Origin of the sequence: [Eubacterium] eligens ATCC 27750, from assembly GCF_000146185.1 — a bacterium.
Taxonomy (GTDB): Bacteria; Bacillota; Clostridia; order Lachnospirales; family Lachnospiraceae; genus Lachnospira; species Lachnospira eligens.
Window position 1 is genome coordinate 2,087,460 of record NC_012778.1, and the last position, 17,652, is coordinate 2,105,111.

General features: G+C 39.6%; 17 protein-coding genes and 1 other RNA gene. 5 read left to right on the forward strand and 13 right to left on the reverse strand.

Annotated elements, in window-relative coordinates; genetic code table 11:
* Positions 1-92: 92 nt before the first annotated feature.
* The 6 genes from recR to EUBELI_RS09725 all read right to left on the reverse strand — a co-directional run bounded on the left by recR (position 93) and on the right by EUBELI_RS09725 (position 5,104).
* Positions 93-689 (reverse strand): recombination mediator RecR, encoded by a 597-nt coding sequence (recR, locus tag EUBELI_RS09705; RefSeq protein ID WP_012740231.1) that lies wholly within the window; start codon positions 687-689, stop codon positions 93-95.
* Positions 689-1,039: a YbaB/EbfC family nucleoid-associated protein gene (locus tag EUBELI_RS09710; protein ID WP_012740232.1), complete on the reverse strand. Its 351-nt coding sequence runs from the start codon at positions 1,037-1,039 to the stop codon at positions 689-691. The genes recR and EUBELI_RS09710 overlap by 1 nt, the downstream gene beginning before the upstream one ends.
* Positions 1,039-2,676 carry a DNA polymerase III subunit gamma/tau gene (gene dnaX / locus EUBELI_RS09715; protein ID WP_041688320.1) on the reverse strand — a complete coding sequence of 546 codons (1,638 nt, stop codon included), beginning with the start codon at positions 2,674-2,676 and terminating at the stop codon, positions 1,039-1,041. The genes EUBELI_RS09710 and dnaX overlap by 1 nt, the downstream gene beginning before the upstream one ends.
* 230 nt (positions 2,677-2,906) lie before the next feature.
* Positions 2,907-3,169, reverse strand: an RNA gene (gene ffs, locus EUBELI_RS13975) — signal recognition particle sRNA large type.
* Between the two features lie 427 nt (positions 3,170-3,596).
* Positions 3,597-4,151 (reverse strand): prolyl-tRNA synthetase associated domain-containing protein, encoded by a 555-nt coding sequence (locus EUBELI_RS09720; protein WP_012740235.1) that lies wholly within the window; start codon positions 4,149-4,151, stop codon positions 3,597-3,599.
* A gap of 35 nt (positions 4,152-4,186) precedes the next feature.
* Entirely contained in the window at positions 4,187-5,104 is a 918-nt protein-coding gene (locus EUBELI_RS09725) for an ABC transporter ATP-binding protein (protein WP_012740236.1), read from the reverse strand.
* Between the two features lie 310 nt (positions 5,105-5,414).
* On the opposite strand from EUBELI_RS09725, the gene tadA reads away from it, so the two are divergent.
* A complete protein-coding gene (tadA, locus tag EUBELI_RS09730; RefSeq protein ID WP_278245934.1) occupies positions 5,415-5,930 on the forward strand; it encodes a tRNA adenosine(34) deaminase TadA in 516 nt (171 codons plus the stop codon).
* A gap of 2 nt (positions 5,931-5,932) precedes the next feature.
* Positions 5,933-6,472: a GNAT family N-acetyltransferase gene (locus tag EUBELI_RS09735; RefSeq protein ID WP_041688322.1), complete on the forward strand. Its 540-nt coding sequence runs from the start codon at positions 5,933-5,935 to the stop codon at positions 6,470-6,472.
* On the opposite strand, the gene EUBELI_RS09740 is transcribed toward EUBELI_RS09735, so the two are convergent.
* Both EUBELI_RS09740 and EUBELI_RS09745 read right to left on the reverse strand, forming a co-directional pair.
* Complete coding sequence (locus EUBELI_RS09740) at positions 6,460-7,584, reverse strand: DUF6128 domain-containing protein (protein WP_012740239.1); 1,125 nt, start codon at positions 7,582-7,584, stop codon at positions 6,460-6,462. The genes EUBELI_RS09735 and EUBELI_RS09740 overlap by 13 nt on opposite strands.
* Before the next feature lie 80 nt (positions 7,585-7,664).
* Entirely contained in the window at positions 7,665-8,693 is a 1,029-nt protein-coding gene (locus EUBELI_RS09745; protein ID WP_012740240.1) for a GGDEF domain-containing protein, read from the reverse strand.
* A gap of 138 nt (positions 8,694-8,831) precedes the next feature.
* Between EUBELI_RS09745 and rsmA the strand changes: the two genes are divergently transcribed.
* A complete protein-coding gene (gene rsmA, locus EUBELI_RS09750) occupies positions 8,832-9,713 on the forward strand; it encodes a 16S rRNA (adenine(1518)-N(6)/adenine(1519)-N(6))-dimethyltransferase RsmA (RefSeq protein ID WP_012740241.1) in 882 nt (293 codons plus the stop codon).
* A gap of 259 nt (positions 9,714-9,972) precedes the next feature.
* Here the strand turns inward: rsmA and EUBELI_RS09755 are convergent, their stop codons facing one another.
* Together EUBELI_RS09755 and metG are read right to left on the reverse strand one after the other, a co-directional pair.
* Positions 9,973-10,779 (reverse strand): TatD family hydrolase, encoded by an 807-nt coding sequence (locus tag EUBELI_RS09755; RefSeq protein WP_012740242.1) that lies wholly within the window; start codon positions 10,777-10,779, stop codon positions 9,973-9,975.
* Positions 10,780-10,784: 5 nt separating this feature from the next.
* Positions 10,785-12,758: a methionine--tRNA ligase gene (gene metG / locus EUBELI_RS09760; protein WP_012740243.1), complete on the reverse strand. Its 1,974-nt coding sequence runs from the start codon at positions 12,756-12,758 to the stop codon at positions 10,785-10,787.
* Between the two features lie 189 nt (positions 12,759-12,947).
* On the opposite strand from metG, the gene EUBELI_RS09765 reads away from it, so the two are divergent.
* Positions 12,948-14,756, forward strand: a complete 1,809-nt coding sequence (locus EUBELI_RS09765) for a DUF885 domain-containing protein (RefSeq protein ID WP_049777967.1) — start codon at positions 12,948-12,950, stop codon at positions 14,754-14,756.
* 61 nt (positions 14,757-14,817) lie between these two features.
* Here EUBELI_RS09765 and EUBELI_RS09770 read toward each other — a convergent pair whose 3' ends face one another.
* From EUBELI_RS09770 to EUBELI_RS09780, 3 genes are all read right to left on the reverse strand, one after another.
* On the reverse strand, positions 14,818-15,618 hold the full coding sequence (locus EUBELI_RS09770) for a DnaJ domain-containing protein (protein ID WP_012740245.1): 801 nt from the start codon (positions 15,616-15,618) through the stop codon (positions 14,818-14,820).
* Positions 15,602-16,468 (reverse strand): DUF5685 family protein, encoded by an 867-nt coding sequence (locus EUBELI_RS09775; RefSeq protein WP_041688324.1) that lies wholly within the window; start codon positions 16,466-16,468, stop codon positions 15,602-15,604. Before EUBELI_RS09775 ends, EUBELI_RS09770 begins: the two co-directional genes overlap by 17 nt.
* 94 nt (positions 16,469-16,562) lie before the next feature.
* Positions 16,563-16,772 carry a hypothetical protein gene (locus tag EUBELI_RS09780; protein WP_041688326.1) on the reverse strand — a complete coding sequence of 70 codons (210 nt, stop codon included), beginning with the start codon at positions 16,770-16,772 and terminating at the stop codon, positions 16,563-16,565.
* A gap of 112 nt (positions 16,773-16,884) precedes the next feature.
* Here EUBELI_RS09780 and fliD point away from each other — a divergent pair, with 112 nt between their 5' ends.
* Positions 16,885-17,577: a flagellar filament capping protein FliD gene (gene fliD, locus EUBELI_RS09785; protein ID WP_041688328.1), complete on the forward strand. Its 693-nt coding sequence runs from the start codon at positions 16,885-16,887 to the stop codon at positions 17,575-17,577.
* The last annotated feature ends 75 nt before the right edge of the window (positions 17,578-17,652 follow it).

The window sequence follows — 17,652 nt, forward strand, 5'->3', positions numbered from 1 at the left end:
TATTCTTCATTTCTGCGCACGCATTTTACACATATTGTCTTAACGCCCGGTGCGCCAGGGCATTAAGCTTAAAGCTTGGTTCTTCACCAAATTTAAAGCTCGGTTCTTCCGTCTAATGCTCTTAAAAGTGTAACCTCATCGATATATTCAAGATCGCCGCCGACAGGAACTCCGCTTGCAATTCTTGTCACCTTAATTCCTGTTGGCTTTATCATTTTGCTTATGTACATTGCTGTTGTCTCACCCTCCAGATTGGAATTAGTTGCGATAATAACCTCGTCAACATCTCCCTGAAGCCTTACCATAAGCTCCTTTAATCTGATATCAGCCGGTCCGATTCCAAGCATCGGGCTTATTGCTCCATGAAGAACATGATATACGCCCTCGTACTTTCCTGTCTTTTCATATGCCGCCATATCTCTTGTATGTTCAACTACCATAATTGTCTTATGGTCTCTTTTCTGGTCGCGGCATATCGGACACAGTTCTTCATCTGTAAGTGTAAAACACTCCTTACAGTAGTGAATATGCTGCTTTGCATCAATCATTGTGTCTGCAAGGCTCTTAACCTCAGACTCAGGCATGTTTATAATGTGAAATGCCAGGCGCTGGGCACTCTTCGCCCCAACCCCTGGTAATCTCGACAATTCTTCAATTAATCTGTTAATATGACCACTGTAGATGTCCATTAGAATAAGCCTCCGCCTAATCCTCCAAGTCCTCCAGTAATCTTAGCCATCTGTGCCTGTGACTCTTCTTCGCATTTTCTTAAAGCTTCATTAGTAGCTGCTACGATTAAGTCCTCAAGCATCTCTACATCATCTGGATCAACTGCTTCAGGGTCAATCTTAACCTTAGATACTTCTCTCTTACCTGTAACAGTTACCTCAACTACTCCGCCGCCTGCTGTCGCACTGAATTCCTTATTCTCAAGCTCTGCCTGCTGCTCCTCCATCTGACGCTGCATTCTCTGTGCCTGCTTCATCAGATTATTCATATTACCAGGCATTCCTCCTGGAAAACCACCTCTTTTAGCCATTATATAAGTTCCTCCTTATCATCTACTTCTATATCTATGCCTACGAGTTCCTTAAGATCCACGAATCTGCTGTGGAAATCTTCATCATCGTTAAGCTTAGTCACTTTAATTGAAACCCTTACTCCTGTTCTCTCCTCAATTACATTCTCTATGCTTTCCATAACTTCCTGTCTGCTGAGTGAATTATAGGCACTAAGTGATTCTACCATAATTTCAAGACTAATTCCATCTTCTGCTAATGTAACATGTGCAGCCTGTAAAAATGTCTGATTAACAGGGTCATCTATCGTTGCTATGATATCCTTCCAGCCTGCCGCTATTGCCTTAACATCTTCTGGAACTGCATCATATACACGCTTAACTACAGGCTTCTTTGAGGTCTGCTGCTGTACTGCTGCCTGACTGCCCGCAGCGCCACCAGCCATACCTGCTGTGCTTACAAGTTTACCGCTTTTAATATCATCAAGTACTTTCTGTAACTGCCCTTCAAGCATTGTCACACGGCTTACAACATCGCCGATATCCTGACTGTTATCCATTGCCGGACGCATCAGCTTTATAAATGTTATCTCTGTCTTAACTCTTTTCTGTGTAGAAAACTTCAGGTCATTCGATAATTCTGACAACACTCTTATATAATACATAAGTGTATCTATATCTACATTCTGTGCATCTTTCTTCAGGTCTTCAAGATTATCTGCTGATACTTCTATTACGTCCTCAATTCTTTCTGCATCTTTGGTTGTCTTAATAAGAAGCAGATTTCTAAGATACCATATAAAGTCTGTAACAAATTGTGAAAGGTCTCTTCCCTGCATTATCAGGTCTTCCATAAGTGACATGCACACAGCAACATCTCCTGACAGGATTGTTGAAAGCATTTTACTAAATACCGCCGTGTCAACTGCCCCAAGAACATCTAATACATTTTCATACTTAAGGTCTTTCCCCAGATAGAATGCCAGACACTGGTCTAACAGACTTAACGCATCTCGCATAGAACCATCTGCAGCTTTGGCAACATATTTTATTGCCTTATCCTCTACATTCAGTCCCTCCGCCTTCATAAGTTCTGACAGCCTGCCTGCAATTGTCTCTATTGTTATCCTGTGGAAGTCATATCTCTGACATCTTGAAAGGATTGTAATAGGAATCTTCGCCACTTCTGTAGTAGCCAGTATAAATATTACATATGCCGGAGGTTCTTCCAATGTCTTTAACAATGCATTGAACGCTCCTATTGAAAGCATATGAACCTCATCAATTATATAGACTTTGAATCTTCCTTCTGTCGGTGAGTACTGTACTTCTTCTCTTATCTGTCTTATATTATCGACACCATTGTTAGATGCCGCATCTATCTCTATTACATTCATGCTTGTTCCAGCCGCAATCGCCTTGCATGTCGGGCACTCTCCACAAGGGTTGCCGTCAACCGGATGCTCACAATTAACTGCCTTCGCAAATATCTTGGCAACTGATGTCTTACCAGTTCCTCTTGTTCCGCAGAACAGATATGCATGGCCTATTCTGTCTGCATTAATCTGATTTCGCAGAGTTGTTACTATTGTATCCTGTCCTTTTACATCATTGAAATTGTCTGGACGCCATTTTCTGTATAAAGCCTGATATGACATGGTTACCTCCCTCTGCGCTGTCTTTACTTTCGCAGCCCTTAACCTCATGCGTAAAACCATCCGCCTCCGGCGTCTGCCGCTGCTTCGCAGCTTATGTTTTACTTATGTCGGTTAAGTTCCTGCTTCGCAGGATAATTTAGGAATATCATACAGTTTCTTACATGCAAGCATGACGAATCTGCCTGACATTCCTAAATTAGCTGCGACGAGTAACATTTTAATAACAAAAGCCGTGCGTCCGGCTTCGAACTGATATCCACAGACGTTACCGATGCAGTTAGCTCGATCCAGGCACCCTTTCAACACCCGGAAGATTCCACTTAATGCTGCTTCATTCCTGACCTGACATGGTTCGTGGATTTCCGTCGTGAAAGACCCAAATGTCAACACCACTTACACCGGGCTGCTCCATAAATATCAGCCCTCTGCCGAACATCACCCCTGCTATAGCGGATTGCAGGTTCAAGGTGCCGCTACTACCCCGGCTGCACGGTATTTCAATTATACTTGTTACATATGCCTGTTGTCAAGGTGTGAAGCACTTCCCAATTTCACTTCCCAATTGTTGTTTGTGGAGTCTTTGGACTTTCTCTTGCCTTCACACTGCTTTAACGTCCAATTTCGCGTGCCGACTTCCCGGGATTGGACTTCCACACGGCTTACCACTGCTTCAACGTCCAATCCGTCATGCTTTGGCGCTCTTTTTGGACTTTCTCTGTGACTCACACTGCTTTAACGTCCAATTTCGCGTGCCGACTTCCCGGGATTGGACTTCCACACGGCTTACCACTGCTTCAACATCCAATCCGTCATGCTTTGGCGCTCTTTTTGGACTTCCTCTGTGACTCTCTCTGCTCTAATGTCCAATTTCGCGTACCGGCTTCCCGGGATTGGACTTCTACACAGCTTACCATCGGTTCTTACTCAGATATATCATACCTCGGCAGCTCAACTATCACCGCCTCATGATGAACAGCCGGAAGGAATTTCTCCATCACTTCCTTAGTCTTTAATTTAAGACTTGATGTATTAATGCAAGGATGACATCCGAGAGATTCACCCTCAAGCACTTCCTTATCCATCAGTAACTGCACATGGTTATCCGTATCATTCATAAGTCCCATTATGGATACTGAACCCGGTGTTATATCTAGGAATTCCTCCATATATGATTCATCTGCAAATGAAAGTCTCGCTGAATTAATCTGCTTACTCAGATCCTTTGTCTTAAATGGCTTGTCACCCGGCATCATAAGCATATAAAAATTCGTCTTCTGTCTGTTACATAAGAAAAGATTCTTACATATAAGTGTGTCCAGAATCTTATCTATGTCATTACACACTTCCATTGTTGTAGCAGGCTCATGGTCTGTTCTGTAATATTCCATTCCAAGCTTATCCAACAAATCATATACTCTGATTTCTTTTTCTAGTCTTCCTGTTTCATCGGCAGGTCTTCCTTTAATAAGTTCCATGATATTTCTCCCTGACAATCTGATATTCCAATATTCTACTCAAAATAATACAGATATACATCCTCAAGGTCAATATTATCTCCAACTTTTACTGCTTCTTCTGGCAGCTCATCACCTACAACTCTTAACGCAAGACCGTTCTTTCTCTGTCTGATATTGCCAATCTTGTATTCCTTCTGCAGCTCGCCGACCTCATCAAGCGTACATGTTATCTCACCAACTTTTCCAGCCATGCTTTCAATAAGCTCAACAGGTGTTCCTGTCGCAATTATTTCTCCGCTCTTTAGAAGAAGTACTTTATCAGCAATACATTCAATATCACTTACAACATGAGTTGCAAAAAGAATTATCTTGTCCTTAGACAGCTCTGCAATATAGTTTCTTATTGAGATTCTCTCTTTAGGGTCAAGTCCTGCTGTCGGCTCATCAAGTATAAGAATCTTAGGATTACCAAGAAGTGCCTGTGCAAGCAGCACTCTCTGCTTCATTCCTCCTGAAAATCCTCCAATTTTCTTATATGCAACCTTAGTAAGATTAACTACCTCTAGCAGCTCGTCTATCTGCTGGTTGACAGTCTTAACAACCTCATTGCCATTGTCATCAGTCGTCTTAATCTTCTTAACTCCCTTAATCTCTGCCATATATTTAAGAAATGCTTTAGGCGAAAAATCCTCATAAAATCCCTGCTGCTGCGGCATGTAGCCAACCAATCCCCTGAACTGTTTGCCAAGCTTTAATATATCTTCCTCTGCACTATCCTCGCCAAAAAGAATACTTCCACCATTCATCTTATCTCTCGATACATTATCAGTGATAAGATTAATCATAGTACTCTTGCCGGCTCCATTAGCACCAAGAATACCATATACTCCTGGTGTAAATGTATAATTAATCCCCTTCAGTGCCTGAACTGTACCATAAGTTTTCTTTAAATTCCTTACCTCTAATTTCATACCCTGTACCTTCTCTTTCCTAATGATTTTCCGAACTACATCATAACCAGCATAATAATAAGCTCAGCCACTAACTCTGTCACATAACGCATAGTCATGAATTATCCTACCGATGCATGAAGTATAAGACTTTTGATAGCTCCGATACTGCCTACTGATATAATCATTATACTACTAATCTGTGCCAGTGCAATCATAATTCTGCGCACGTTCCCTCCTTTTATTATTAATACGAAAAATGTTCCAGATAAGTTGACGCATTTTCACAAAAAAGTTAAAATTTTTATAATATTTTGTGGAGGATAATTTAGTGGATAATACTCAGGTGGATTTTGAAAAAGATGATTACAGATATATGAAACAGGCAATCACACAGGCTAAGAAGGCTTATAAACTCAATGAAGTGCCTATCGGCTGTGTGATTGTGTATGAAGGAAAGGTTATAGGAAGAGGCTACAACCGCCGTAACACTGATAAAACCTCTCTCGGCCATGCCGAGATTACTGCAATTAAGAAAGCCAGCCGCTACATGAACGACTGGCGGCTTGAGAACTGCACTTTATATGTTACGCTTGAACCTTGTCAGATGTGTGCAGGTGCTATTGTTCAGGCAAGAATTCCAAGAGTTGTTATCGGTTCCATGAATCCCAAAGCAGGATGTGCCGGTTCTATACTTAATATACTGCAGATTCCGACATTTAATCACCAGTGCGAAATTACTAAAGGTGTATGTGAAGAAGAATGTTCAGAAATGCTCACAACATTTTTCAAGGAACTGCGTAAAAGCAAGAAAAAGAATACTACTGTCACTACTGATGGAGAATGATTATGAAATTTGAATACGATTTTGAAGGCATGAAGCTTAAAGTACTTGATGAAACATTTGCAGGAAAAGTACTTGAATTCTACAGCCGTAACCGTGAAGAATTCGACAGATACGAAGCTGCCAAGCCCGATAATTTCTATACAACAGAATATATTACAGCCACACTTAAAGCCGAATATGCTGCTTTGCTAAAGGGTGAATTCGGCAGATTTTTTCTTTTCTCTGACGACATGCCAGGTGAAATTCTCGGCTCTGTATCTTTTTTTGGTGTTACAAGCATTAACCGTTCTTGCCGCATAGGATATAAGATTGATAAGAATTACCGCCAGTTAGGACTTGGAAGCCTTATGGTTAAACATATGCTTGAGATTCTTACACACGAAAAGGAGATGCACAGGATTGAAGCTTACATTCACCCTCAAAACATCTCCTCTATTAATCTTGTCAAATCTCTTGGCTTTATATCCGAAGGAACCGCCTACTCCTATGTAAAGCTTAACGGCTCATGGCAGGATCATTTAAGATTCGTCTATATTTCCTGATACCAGTATCCAAAATATGGATTGGCATAGTCACTCCTGTGACTCTTCTTAAAATTATTAAAGCCAAACATTGAAGCCATGTAACGTTCACGGTTGCAGTACATTCCCGGAACGCCAACGAAATATTTAGTATTATCAAGGTTATCGCGCACTCTTCCAAAAAGTATGTGCCTGAAATTATAATAACCATGCAGCAGGAAGCTGTTTCCCGTGATATCAATTTCATTCTGGTTAAGACACTTTAACTTCTCTGGCGACACTTCTATACAATCATAGAAGTAATCATCGTCAAATGCATCTATATAATCAGCCCGCACAAAAAGCTTTTCAAAAGGATCCGTCTGCGTTGCATTAGCTCTGTGTGCTTTTTGCTGCAAATGTTGTGTTTCCGCAGGTATTTTAGCTGCTGCTCCGGCAGCCTTTATATCTTCTGTGGCTGTGTCACTTACGCTTTCCGCAGTCACGCCTGTCTGCGGTCTGTATGCTTCGGCCTGCTTTGACTGAACTGCCTGCGGTCTGCCCGCTGACACAGCAGGTTCTGCCTGAGCCATCTGCGATTCTAATGTCTGCGATTCTGACAACTCTGGTCTGACCGGTTCTGACCTTAACGATTCTGCCAGAACAGACTCTGACATTTGCTGCCCCCGCTCTTTCTCCTCACTCTGTCTCATACGCTCTTTTATAACAATTCCGGCCTCAGCCTGCTTCTTTGCGTCCATTCCTGAGAACACAAGCATATCAGGAGTTACATCTTCATCTTTCCACATTGAAAGCATGCAGTCATATCTTGCGTCCTCCATTGCAACCGCAAGTCCGCATATATCCCTGAAGCTGTAGCCTGTGTCATTTATATTATCAGGGTTAAATACGCCACTGTATTCCATCTGTCCCATTTTTACAAGACATTCCCCTAACTTTATAAGCCTGTAGCCGCTGTCAGTAACCATCATATATATTCCAAACATTTCCGGACTGTCTGTTTTAACGCCTCTTAAACTGATGCTTAACTTGAACTGCCCCTGATGAACTAATGCCTTTGCAAAGCCTGCATTTCTGCCCTTTACTCCCTCCGGATATGAATATATGTATGAAACAAGACGCTGATAATCCACAATAAACCTCCGCCATAATTAATTCTCTTATGCACCTTATGCCATGCATTAAGAAAATATTCCATCAGGGAGGTTTTATCTTAATCTACCACCATATTCTTTCCGTTATTTTTTCCGTAATAAAGCCTGTCATCTGCACTCTTTATCCATTCTTCTATATCACCATCGGCATTTCTCTGCGCCACTCCTATTGTTAGTGATATATTTATCTTCTGCTGTTTATAAATACATTCAGAGTTTTCTATTTCTCTCCTCAATTTTTCTAATACTTCATGTGTGCTGTCGTGTGTTCCATTATGTATAAGAAATTCTTCTCCGCCCCACCTTGAAATCACACAGTTACTGCATATATTTTTCATCTTCTGTGCAATGAAATTTAACACATAATCACCACAGTTATGTCCATATGTATCATTTATTTTCTTGAAATCATCTACATCTGCCATTGCAAGCCAGCCTTCATCGTCCGCATCATATTCTTCAAGATAATTAATCATATATCTTCTGCTGTAAAGGTCTGTCAGAAGATCAATGTTGGCAATTGAATTAAGCTTCTTCTCAGACTCAATAACAAGATCGACTATCACCTTAGTATAATATATTAAAAATGCTGATACACTTATTGCATTACATGCAAGCATCACAGATATAATTGTTTTATTAATTTCATACAATGGTCCGTTAATTATAGCTATTGCTGATGATATTATACTTACAGCAACTATTGCTATCGACACAGCCAGTGGATTCGGGTCTTTTGTATCGGTCTTGGTTGATATGTATTGTGAATAAAATATTATAGGTATTAATGACATGCTATACAGATGAAATCCACATTTATACCCAAGACATATTGTTGCAATAGCCATATAAATTATAATTGTTGCATACACACACCACATATATGCACACACTTTCTGCCTTTTTAACAGCATAAAATATAACACATAACCAATCAGTGCTATTACACTGTAATAAATCATTGGTGTTATATTAAAATATACAAATAATGTCAGCATAAATGCAACAAATAAAAACAACGATATGTTAACAACCACGCATAGTTTAACAACCTGCTCCAGATTAAATTCTTTTTTATTAATGCTCATGATATCTCCTGATAATATGTTCTCGATTGTAAGTAGTACTATAGTATCATACAAAAGTTACTTTTGCACTACATTTTTATTGCAGCTTGACATTTTTTATTAAGTTTCATAACATTATTCTTATAGATTGGAGGCAATATGAGCGATAATAAATATAATAATGTTATGCACCTTGGCAACCCAACTAACACGATTGCCGTGCTTAACAGATATGGTTTTGATTTCAAGAAAAAGTTCGGGCAGAACTTTCTTATAGATGAAAATGTTGTTGAGAAAATCGTCCGTGAAGCAGGCGTTACCAAAGATGATTTTGTTGTTGAAGTTGGTCCGGGAATCGGAACAATGACCCAGATTCTTTGTGAGAATGCCAGAGAAGTTGTTGCCGTTGAGATTGATAAGAAGCTTATTCCTATTCTTACAGAAGATACTCTTTCTTATTATGACAATGTGACAGTAATCAATGAAGATATCTTAAAGCTTGATATTAAGAAGCTTGCTGATGAGAAGAATGAAGGCAGACCAATCAAGGTTGTTGCCAACCTTCCATACTATATAACAACACCTATTATTATGGGACTTTTTGAGAGCCATGTACCATTAGACAGTATAACTATCATGGTTCAGAAAGAGGTAGCTGACCGCATGCAATGTGGTCCTGGAACTAAAGATTATGGCGCACTTTCACTTGCTGTACAGTTCTACGCCAAGCCTAAGGTTGTGCTTAATGTGCCTGCTAGCTGCTTCATGCCTCGTCCTAATGTTGATTCAGCGGTTATCCGTCTTGAGCGCTTCAAAACCCCACCTGTTGATGTTAAGAATGAACATCTTATGTTCAAGATAATAAGAGCATCATTTAACCAGCGCCGAAAGACTATGCTTAACAGTGTCGGCAATTCCGGCATCGGCATCACGAAAGAAGCTCTTACCAACGCATTAGAAACTATGGGACTTCCGCTTACTATCCGCGGCGAAGCCCTTACACTTGAGCAGTTTGCACAATTAAGCAATCTGCTGTGCTAAATAACATGATACCTATAAGTAGTCGCATTTTCACTGCTTTAGTAGGTTTTTTTGCAGCAAAATTCACGTAAATCAGGTTACTTCCAGACTAAAGACCTATACAACAACAAAAAAACTGCTATTTAGTAGGTGTTTTCATGGCTTTATCAATAAAAACCACGTTAAAAGACCTACTAAATAGCAGTTTTATTATAATTTATATGTTTCAGCCCAGTTTACACAAGAAAAGGGCTGTCCTGCCGGCAAAGTCCTCGAAACCTTACTCCCCAAAAAGCAGCCTTCTCGCATTCTGGTTAGTAACATCAATAACCTCCTGCGTATCAAGCCCTTTAATCTGCGCCAGCTTTTCTGCAACATATTTTATATTGCGGCTGTCGTTTCTTTTACCTCGGTTAGGCTCAGGTGCCATATATGGACTGTCTGTCTCAAGAACAATTCTATCCATCGGTATATACGCGGCTGCTTCCACAAGCTTCTTAGCATTCTTAAATGTAAGAACACCGCCGATTCCTATAGAGAAGCCCATATTAAGAAAGTCTCTTGCTGCTTCCTTACTGTATGAATAACAGTGGATTATTCCGCCTGTATCCTGTCCGTGATTACTCTTTAATATGTCGATTGTATCCTGACATGCATCTCTTGAATGAATCATTACCGGCATGTGTGTACGGTACGCTATATTCATCTGTGCTGCAAACCATTCACGCTGCTGCTTCTTCTCAGCCGCCGCCATATCTGCATCATCTGACACATAGTAGTAATCAAGTCCGATTTCTCCAAGCGCAACAATCTTTCTTGCCTTAGATTCACCAAGCATGTTTTCCAGCCATTCAATGTCCGATTCTTTCAATCTGACAATATCCTCCGGGTGGAAACCAATCGCTGCATATACCTTTTCATATTGTGCAGCAAGTGCAAGGGAAGCCTCACAGCCCTGACGGCTTGCACCTACATTAACAATGTAATCAAGCTCCCCTGTATCACTAAGCATGCTGCTTATAAGTTCATCTCTGTCCTCATCAAATCTTTCATCATCATAATGAGCATGAGTTTCAAATATCTTCATATCTATCAGCCAATCTCTGCACCTTCAATAATATCTTTCTCAAGTGTAAGAACTGATAAGTTATCCTTATCATCCCATGCTGAGATAATCATTCCCTGTGACTCAATACCACAGATCTTTCTTGGTTTTAAATTAGTACATACAACTAACTTCTTACCAATAAGCTCCTCTGGCTTATAGTACTTCTGGATACCTGATACGATAGTTCTCTTCTCATCACCAATCTGAAGCTCGAACTTAAGAAGCTTTGTCTTCTTAACAGCTTCACATGTAAGAACCTTGGCAACTCTGAACTGAACCTTTTCAAAATCATCAAATGTAATCTCAGGCTTAACTTCAACCTGTGGATATTCTGTAACACCATTAGCCTTCTTCTGAGCTTCCTGAATAGCATCAACCTTTTCCTTAAGGTCCTTCTCAAAGTCAAGTCTTGCGAAAAGAATCTCTGGTGTCTCAGTAACCTTAAGTCCTGTTTCTCTTAAGCCAAATGTAGCAAGGTCATCAAAATCTCTTACTCCTGCCTCTGGATTAGCTGGGTAAAGCTGTGCAAGAATCTTATCTGTAGTCTCTGGCATGAAAGACTTAAGAAGATTAGCACCGATTGTAATACTCTCAACAAGGTTATAGAGCACTTCTGCTAATCTGTCCTGCTGTGCCTCATCCTTTGCAAGAGCCCAAGGCATTGTCTCGTCAATATATTTGTTACATCTCTTAAAGAGTGTGAATACTTCTGTGATAGCATCTGCTACATGAAGTGTAGCCATCTTTGCCTGAACCTTATCTCTTGTTGCTGTTACAACAGCCTTAAGGTCACCGTCAATTGCAGCATCCTCTACGCCAGTCTTATTAACAACTCCACCAAAGTACTTGTTAGACATTGCAATTGTTCTGTTTACAAGGTTACCAAGTGTGTTGGCAAGGTCTGAGTTCATACGCTCAACCATAAGCTCCCATGAAATAACACCATCATTCTCAAATGGCATCTCGTGAAGAACAAAGTAACGTACAGCATCAACGCCGAAAAGGTCTACAAGATCATCTGCATAGATAACATTTCCCTTAGACTTACTCATCTTACCATCATTCTGTAATAACCAAGGATGTCCAAACACCTGCTTAGGAAGTGGCTCACCAAGTGCCATAAGGAATATTGGCCAGTAAATTGTATGGAATCTGATGATATCCTTACCGATAAGGTGAAGGTCTGCTGGCCAGAACTTCTTGTACTGCTCTGAAGAATTGCCATCAGCATCATATCCGATACCTGTGATATAGTTAGTAAGGGCATCAAGCCATACATAAACTACATGCTTGTCATCAAAGTCAACTGGAATACCCCATTTGAAAGATGTTCTTGATACACATAAATCCTGAAGTCCAGGAAGAAGGAAGTTGTTCATCATCTCATTCTTTCTTGAAACAGGCTGGATGAATTCCGGATGTGTATTGATATGCTCAATAAGCTTGTTGGCATATTTGCTCATCTTGAAGAAATAAGCTTCTTCCTTAGCTGGCTTAACTTCACGTCCACAATCAGGACACTTTCCATCAACAAGCTGGCTCTCTGTCCAGAAAGACTCACATGGAGTACAGTACATGCCTTCATATGAACCCTTATAAATGTCTCCCTGATCATAAAGTTTCTTAAAAATCTTCTGAACCTGCTTCTCATGGTAATCATCTGTTGTTCTGATGAACTTATCATATGAAGTATTCATAAGATCCCATATTCTCTTAATCTCTGTTGAAACATTATCAACGAATTCCTTAGGTGTAATTCCAGCTTCTTCAGCCTTAAGCTCAATCTTCTGACCATGCTCGTCAGTTCCTGTCTGGAAAAATACATCATAGCCTTCCTGTCTTCTGAATCTTGCAATACTGTCTGCAAGAACGATTTCATAAGTATTACCGATATGTGGCTTGCCTGATGTATAGGCAATAGCTGTTGTCATATAAAATGGACCTTTACTCTGTGGCATATCATTTCCTCCATAATCTATTATTTTAATTCATCGCTATAACGCAAATGTAGTGTGAATCATTTATCCGTAAACTTTATCATAGAAAAATTTACAATAAGTGTCAAGTCTGTATTAAGTATGATACAATATGTGAATAATAAATCAATATTTCTTATAATATTAATTAAGACAGAAATGAGGATTAGTATGCGTAATAAACAACTTTGCTTTTTACATCAATTTCTTAACAAGGCTGTGAGCCTGCTGATAGTTTTTATAATGGTAATTACCCTGTCTGGCTGCAGCCTGCCCTGGAATCAGAAGCAGATATCAGAAACTACTATATCTGCCACAGAGGATAACGCTGATTTCACGGATTATGTAAACAACCTGTTTGCTGACCTGTTAAGTGCCGACATGGTATCTTTGCATGCCTATGTCGAACACCCCAAGGATTTCGGAATTAACGATTATGAGATTACTCTTGGCCGCTACGACCTTGACAATCCCGATGACTCCTCAGATTACACCGACATAATATCAACGCTTAAATCATTTGACAGAAGCACACTTTCAGCAAAACAACAGATAACGCTTGACGAGCTTCTTATGTACATGGAAAATGCGCTGGAGTACAGTGATTTGTACATGTTTAACACACAGCTTCAGACAACTACAGGTATTCATGTCCAGCTGCCGCTGCTTTTTGCTGAATACACATTTGAAGAAAAGAAGGATATTGACGAATATATTGAGCTTCTATGTGATGTTGATGGATACTTTGAAAATATGGCTGCATTTGAGAAGCTTCGTGCTGATAACGGATATTTTATGGAAGATACCCTTGCCGATGAGGTAATTGAAAGCTGTAACTCATTTATTGAGACTGCCGGTTTAGAAGATGGTGCAATGATATCAACCTTTGACGAAAAGCTTGCTTCTGTTGACGGACTTTCTTCACAGGATATTGCAGATTATAAAGCTAAAAATGTGTCCGCAGTCAATGAACATGTAATCCCAGGATACCAGTCCCTTGTAAATGCACTTACTTCATTAAAAGGCTCTAACAGATATTCAGGCGGTTTATGCAATTATCCTGAGGGTTCTCGGTATTTTGAATATATACTCTCTTCAACACTTGGCTGGAGCAAATCTGTTGACGAATACGATAAGCTGGTTGATTCTTATATCAAGAAATATATGCTTAAAATGCAGTCGCTTGCGCTTAAAGACTCCTCTATTCTTGATAAATTTGACACATTTTCATTCAATATGACAGACCCGGTTGGTATTCTTACCGACCTTAAGAAAAGAATAACCGATGATTTTCCTGAGATTCCAGATGTGAATTATAATATCAAATATGTGTCAAAGGCGCTTGAGGACTACACCAGTCCGGCTATGTACTTTATTCCGCAGCTTGATAACCTTGATATCAATTCAATATACATCAATTCTTCTGGCACTTCTGCGAGTGAATTATATCCTACACTTGCACATGAAGGGTATCCGGGACACATGTACCAGACACAGTATTTTGCCGCAACCAATCCTGACTGGATAAGATACATTCTTGCACCAGGCGGATATGTTGAAGGCTGGGCATCATATGTTGAAGTTCTTTCTTATAATTATGCACAGACCGGCAACGATGCACTTAACAAAATGTATGCTGCTAATTATGCCACCGTCCTGTGCCTTTATGCAAAAGGGGATATTGGCGTTAATTACTATGGATGGAGTGAAGATGATGTTTACCGATTCATCAGCCAGTATGGTTTTGATGATAAATCAGTCGCTCACGAAATGTATTACGCATTTGTCTCTGACCCGGGCAATTATTGCAAATATGTTCTTGGAATGTTAGGATTTGAGCAGTTAAAGACTAAGGCACAAAGTGAACTTTCTGATAAATTCAATCTTAAAAATTTCCATCAGTATATACTCGACATGGGTCCTGTGCAGTTTGATATATTATTTAACAACCTTGATGCATGGATTAAAAAAGAAAAATAACATTAAAAATGGGATGTTACCTTAACACAATAGTCTGGTAACATCCCTTATTAATTGATTATTATATGCTTCCACCCGGATAATAGCCGCCTGAACCATAGCCACAGCACATAGGCATACATATATTTGAACACAGGCAGAGTGCAACCCACGGAGCACAGCCTGTACAATATGTTGTAGATGACGGTCCCTGATACTGTGTCCTTCTTCCTGCATACCAGCTTCCACCGCTTGCAATACGCTGATACAGCAACTGATACTGCATATTGTCAGGATCAGAATCCAAAGCACGCTTGGCATCTTCCAAAGCTGTAGCTTCTTCCCCTTTTCCAAGATGTGCCAACGCACTGTAGTAGTACCATCTTCCATCACGGTCAGTTATGTTGTTAAGCACATTAATAGCTTCATCATAACTAGAGTTATTAATATAATTAGCTGCTGCCCTCAGATGCACTGTTGTAGGATCATTGCCATTGAGATTATCACTGCCATATCCATTGCCACCATAGCTTCCTGTATATCCACCAAATCCAAATGGACCAAATCCCCAGAAGCTTCCGAAATCTCCATATCCGCCCTGTGACTGGTTCTGATAATCACCATCATAACCATAATGATCTGAACGGCCTGTACCATAACGCGTCTGGCTGTATGACTGACTACTGTATCCGCCCTCACGCTCACGCATTATCTGATTATAAGCCTGCTGTACAAGCTTAAACATCTCTTCTGCCTGATCCTTATTAGGATTATTAATGTTAGCATCAGGATGATACTTTCGGCTCAGTGTTCTGTATGCTTTTTTCACTTCATCATCGGAAGCATCTCTTGATACTCCCAACACTTTATATGGATCTGTCATTATGTTCCTCCAACTGCTTACCGGCAGTATTATTTTTCTTCCTTCTGGCGGCGTAGAACTTTGTCCATACACCTGAATATATGATATTTCTTAACAGTTCTGCATTAGCAAGAATCGGCAGTCTCTCAAAAGCCCTTGCACATCCTGCCATATACGCTTTAAGTATGTTTTCTGCAAATGTATCAAAATCCTCTACATCATTATGATACTTAAATACATTATAATTGTTCTTTTTCTCGTCTTTTTCCAAATCATCATATGCATCTAACAGATATATAAATCTGCCAAGATTATTGCCAAGCACCCTTAACTCATCACTCCACTCATCATTTTTCATGGCAGCAACTTCACCTAACAGTATACCAAACTGCTCTGCCGGCTTGTCAATATTCGTTTCCTGTGCTTTTTCATATTCTGACAACTTAGAAAGGCTTTTCCTTATAATCTCTGCCTTATGCGGATATTTCTTCTCAAGCTTTTTAATATCTTTTTTCAATACTCCGGCATAAGTTCTTTTCAAGACCTTTTTCTCATCGTACCAGTCGTCCATACATTTGTAATATGTCAGAAGGACATTCATGTCCGCAACATAATCTGAAACAACGTTACGCCTCACAGGATGCTTTCTTAATGGATGTGTGACGCAACGTTCCTCAGAGTATATAGTTTCCGGTTCATACAACCCTGTAAGAAGTATAACCAGAAATGTCATATCATAGCTTAAGGAAATCTGCCCCTTCAATCCATGCGCTTCTGCCAGCGAATCGCACAGACCACAATAGTATGAGCGGTATTTATCAAATTCTCTGAATTTAAGTTCTGGCTGATCAACAACTATATACCCATACATACTAAACTCATACCTCCATTTTCGCTTATCATATAACATTGAAAATATTCAGTCAATCAGCCTTTCAAAGATTAATAAATTATTAATACTATTTTTAGATATTATTCTTGTCATCAAAATCAGTTCCCCACAAAAGGAAACTTGTATAATCATCTAGCGAATTGACTGGACGCATTACATCACTCTCGTCAAGATTGCTGGCAAATTCATTCTCACCGTCATCATAACCTTTATCGCCCTGCCCATTATCGTATCCGTTTCTGTACTCATCTTTTTCATGATTATAGTCAAATGCTGGAAACATTATGCCACCTCCTTTCGAAGGTAGTATGTTAAGTTTCACCTGGTTTTATCCGATATAATATTTAGCTGATAAATGTGTATTCAATCACACTTGATATATAAGGAGGAAACTTATGCGGATTACATCACAGATGCTGGCAGCTAACCAGCTTAAAGCAGGCATTGAGCCTTCATCAAAGACTTTGCTTGATTACATTCAGAATGATGACAATGACAGCCTTACAAGCCTGCTTTCCAAAAAAACTGATACTTCAACATCTTCACTTACTAAGAAATTACAGAAAGACGCTTACAAGAATATTAAAGATGATGCTGATTCTGTTACAGAGAATGCAGCTAAATTCACAGATGAGAAATCTACTCTTTTTGCTGATGCAGAAAGGACCGGTGATTATTCTGCAATATATGCGGATATCAAATCTGTAGTTGATTCTTATAATAAGCTCTACAACACCCTTGGTAAAACATCAAGTTCTATCAATACTATGTGTTCTAACCTTTTAAAGGAAGCAGTTAAAGAGAACTCTGAAACATTATCTGCAGTAGGAATTGCGCTTAAAGACGATGGTTCTCTTTCAATTGATGAAAATAAACTTAAAGCAGCTGATACAGATACTTTAAAGAAAGCATTTGGAACATCATCAGAATTTGCAAAGAGGCTTGGAATTATTGGCTCTAATGTATCATCACTTGCAAAGGCTAACATTAATTATGTTACTAACTCATATACATCATCAGGTGCCGCCTCTAACTCATCAGATGATTTATATTCACTTATGACAAGTAAGTTTAATTCTCGCGGTTAGAATTTCTGATAACGGATATGCATATATGATGTCCGATTTATTCAATATTGTATATTTTAAAAACCTCTCCATACC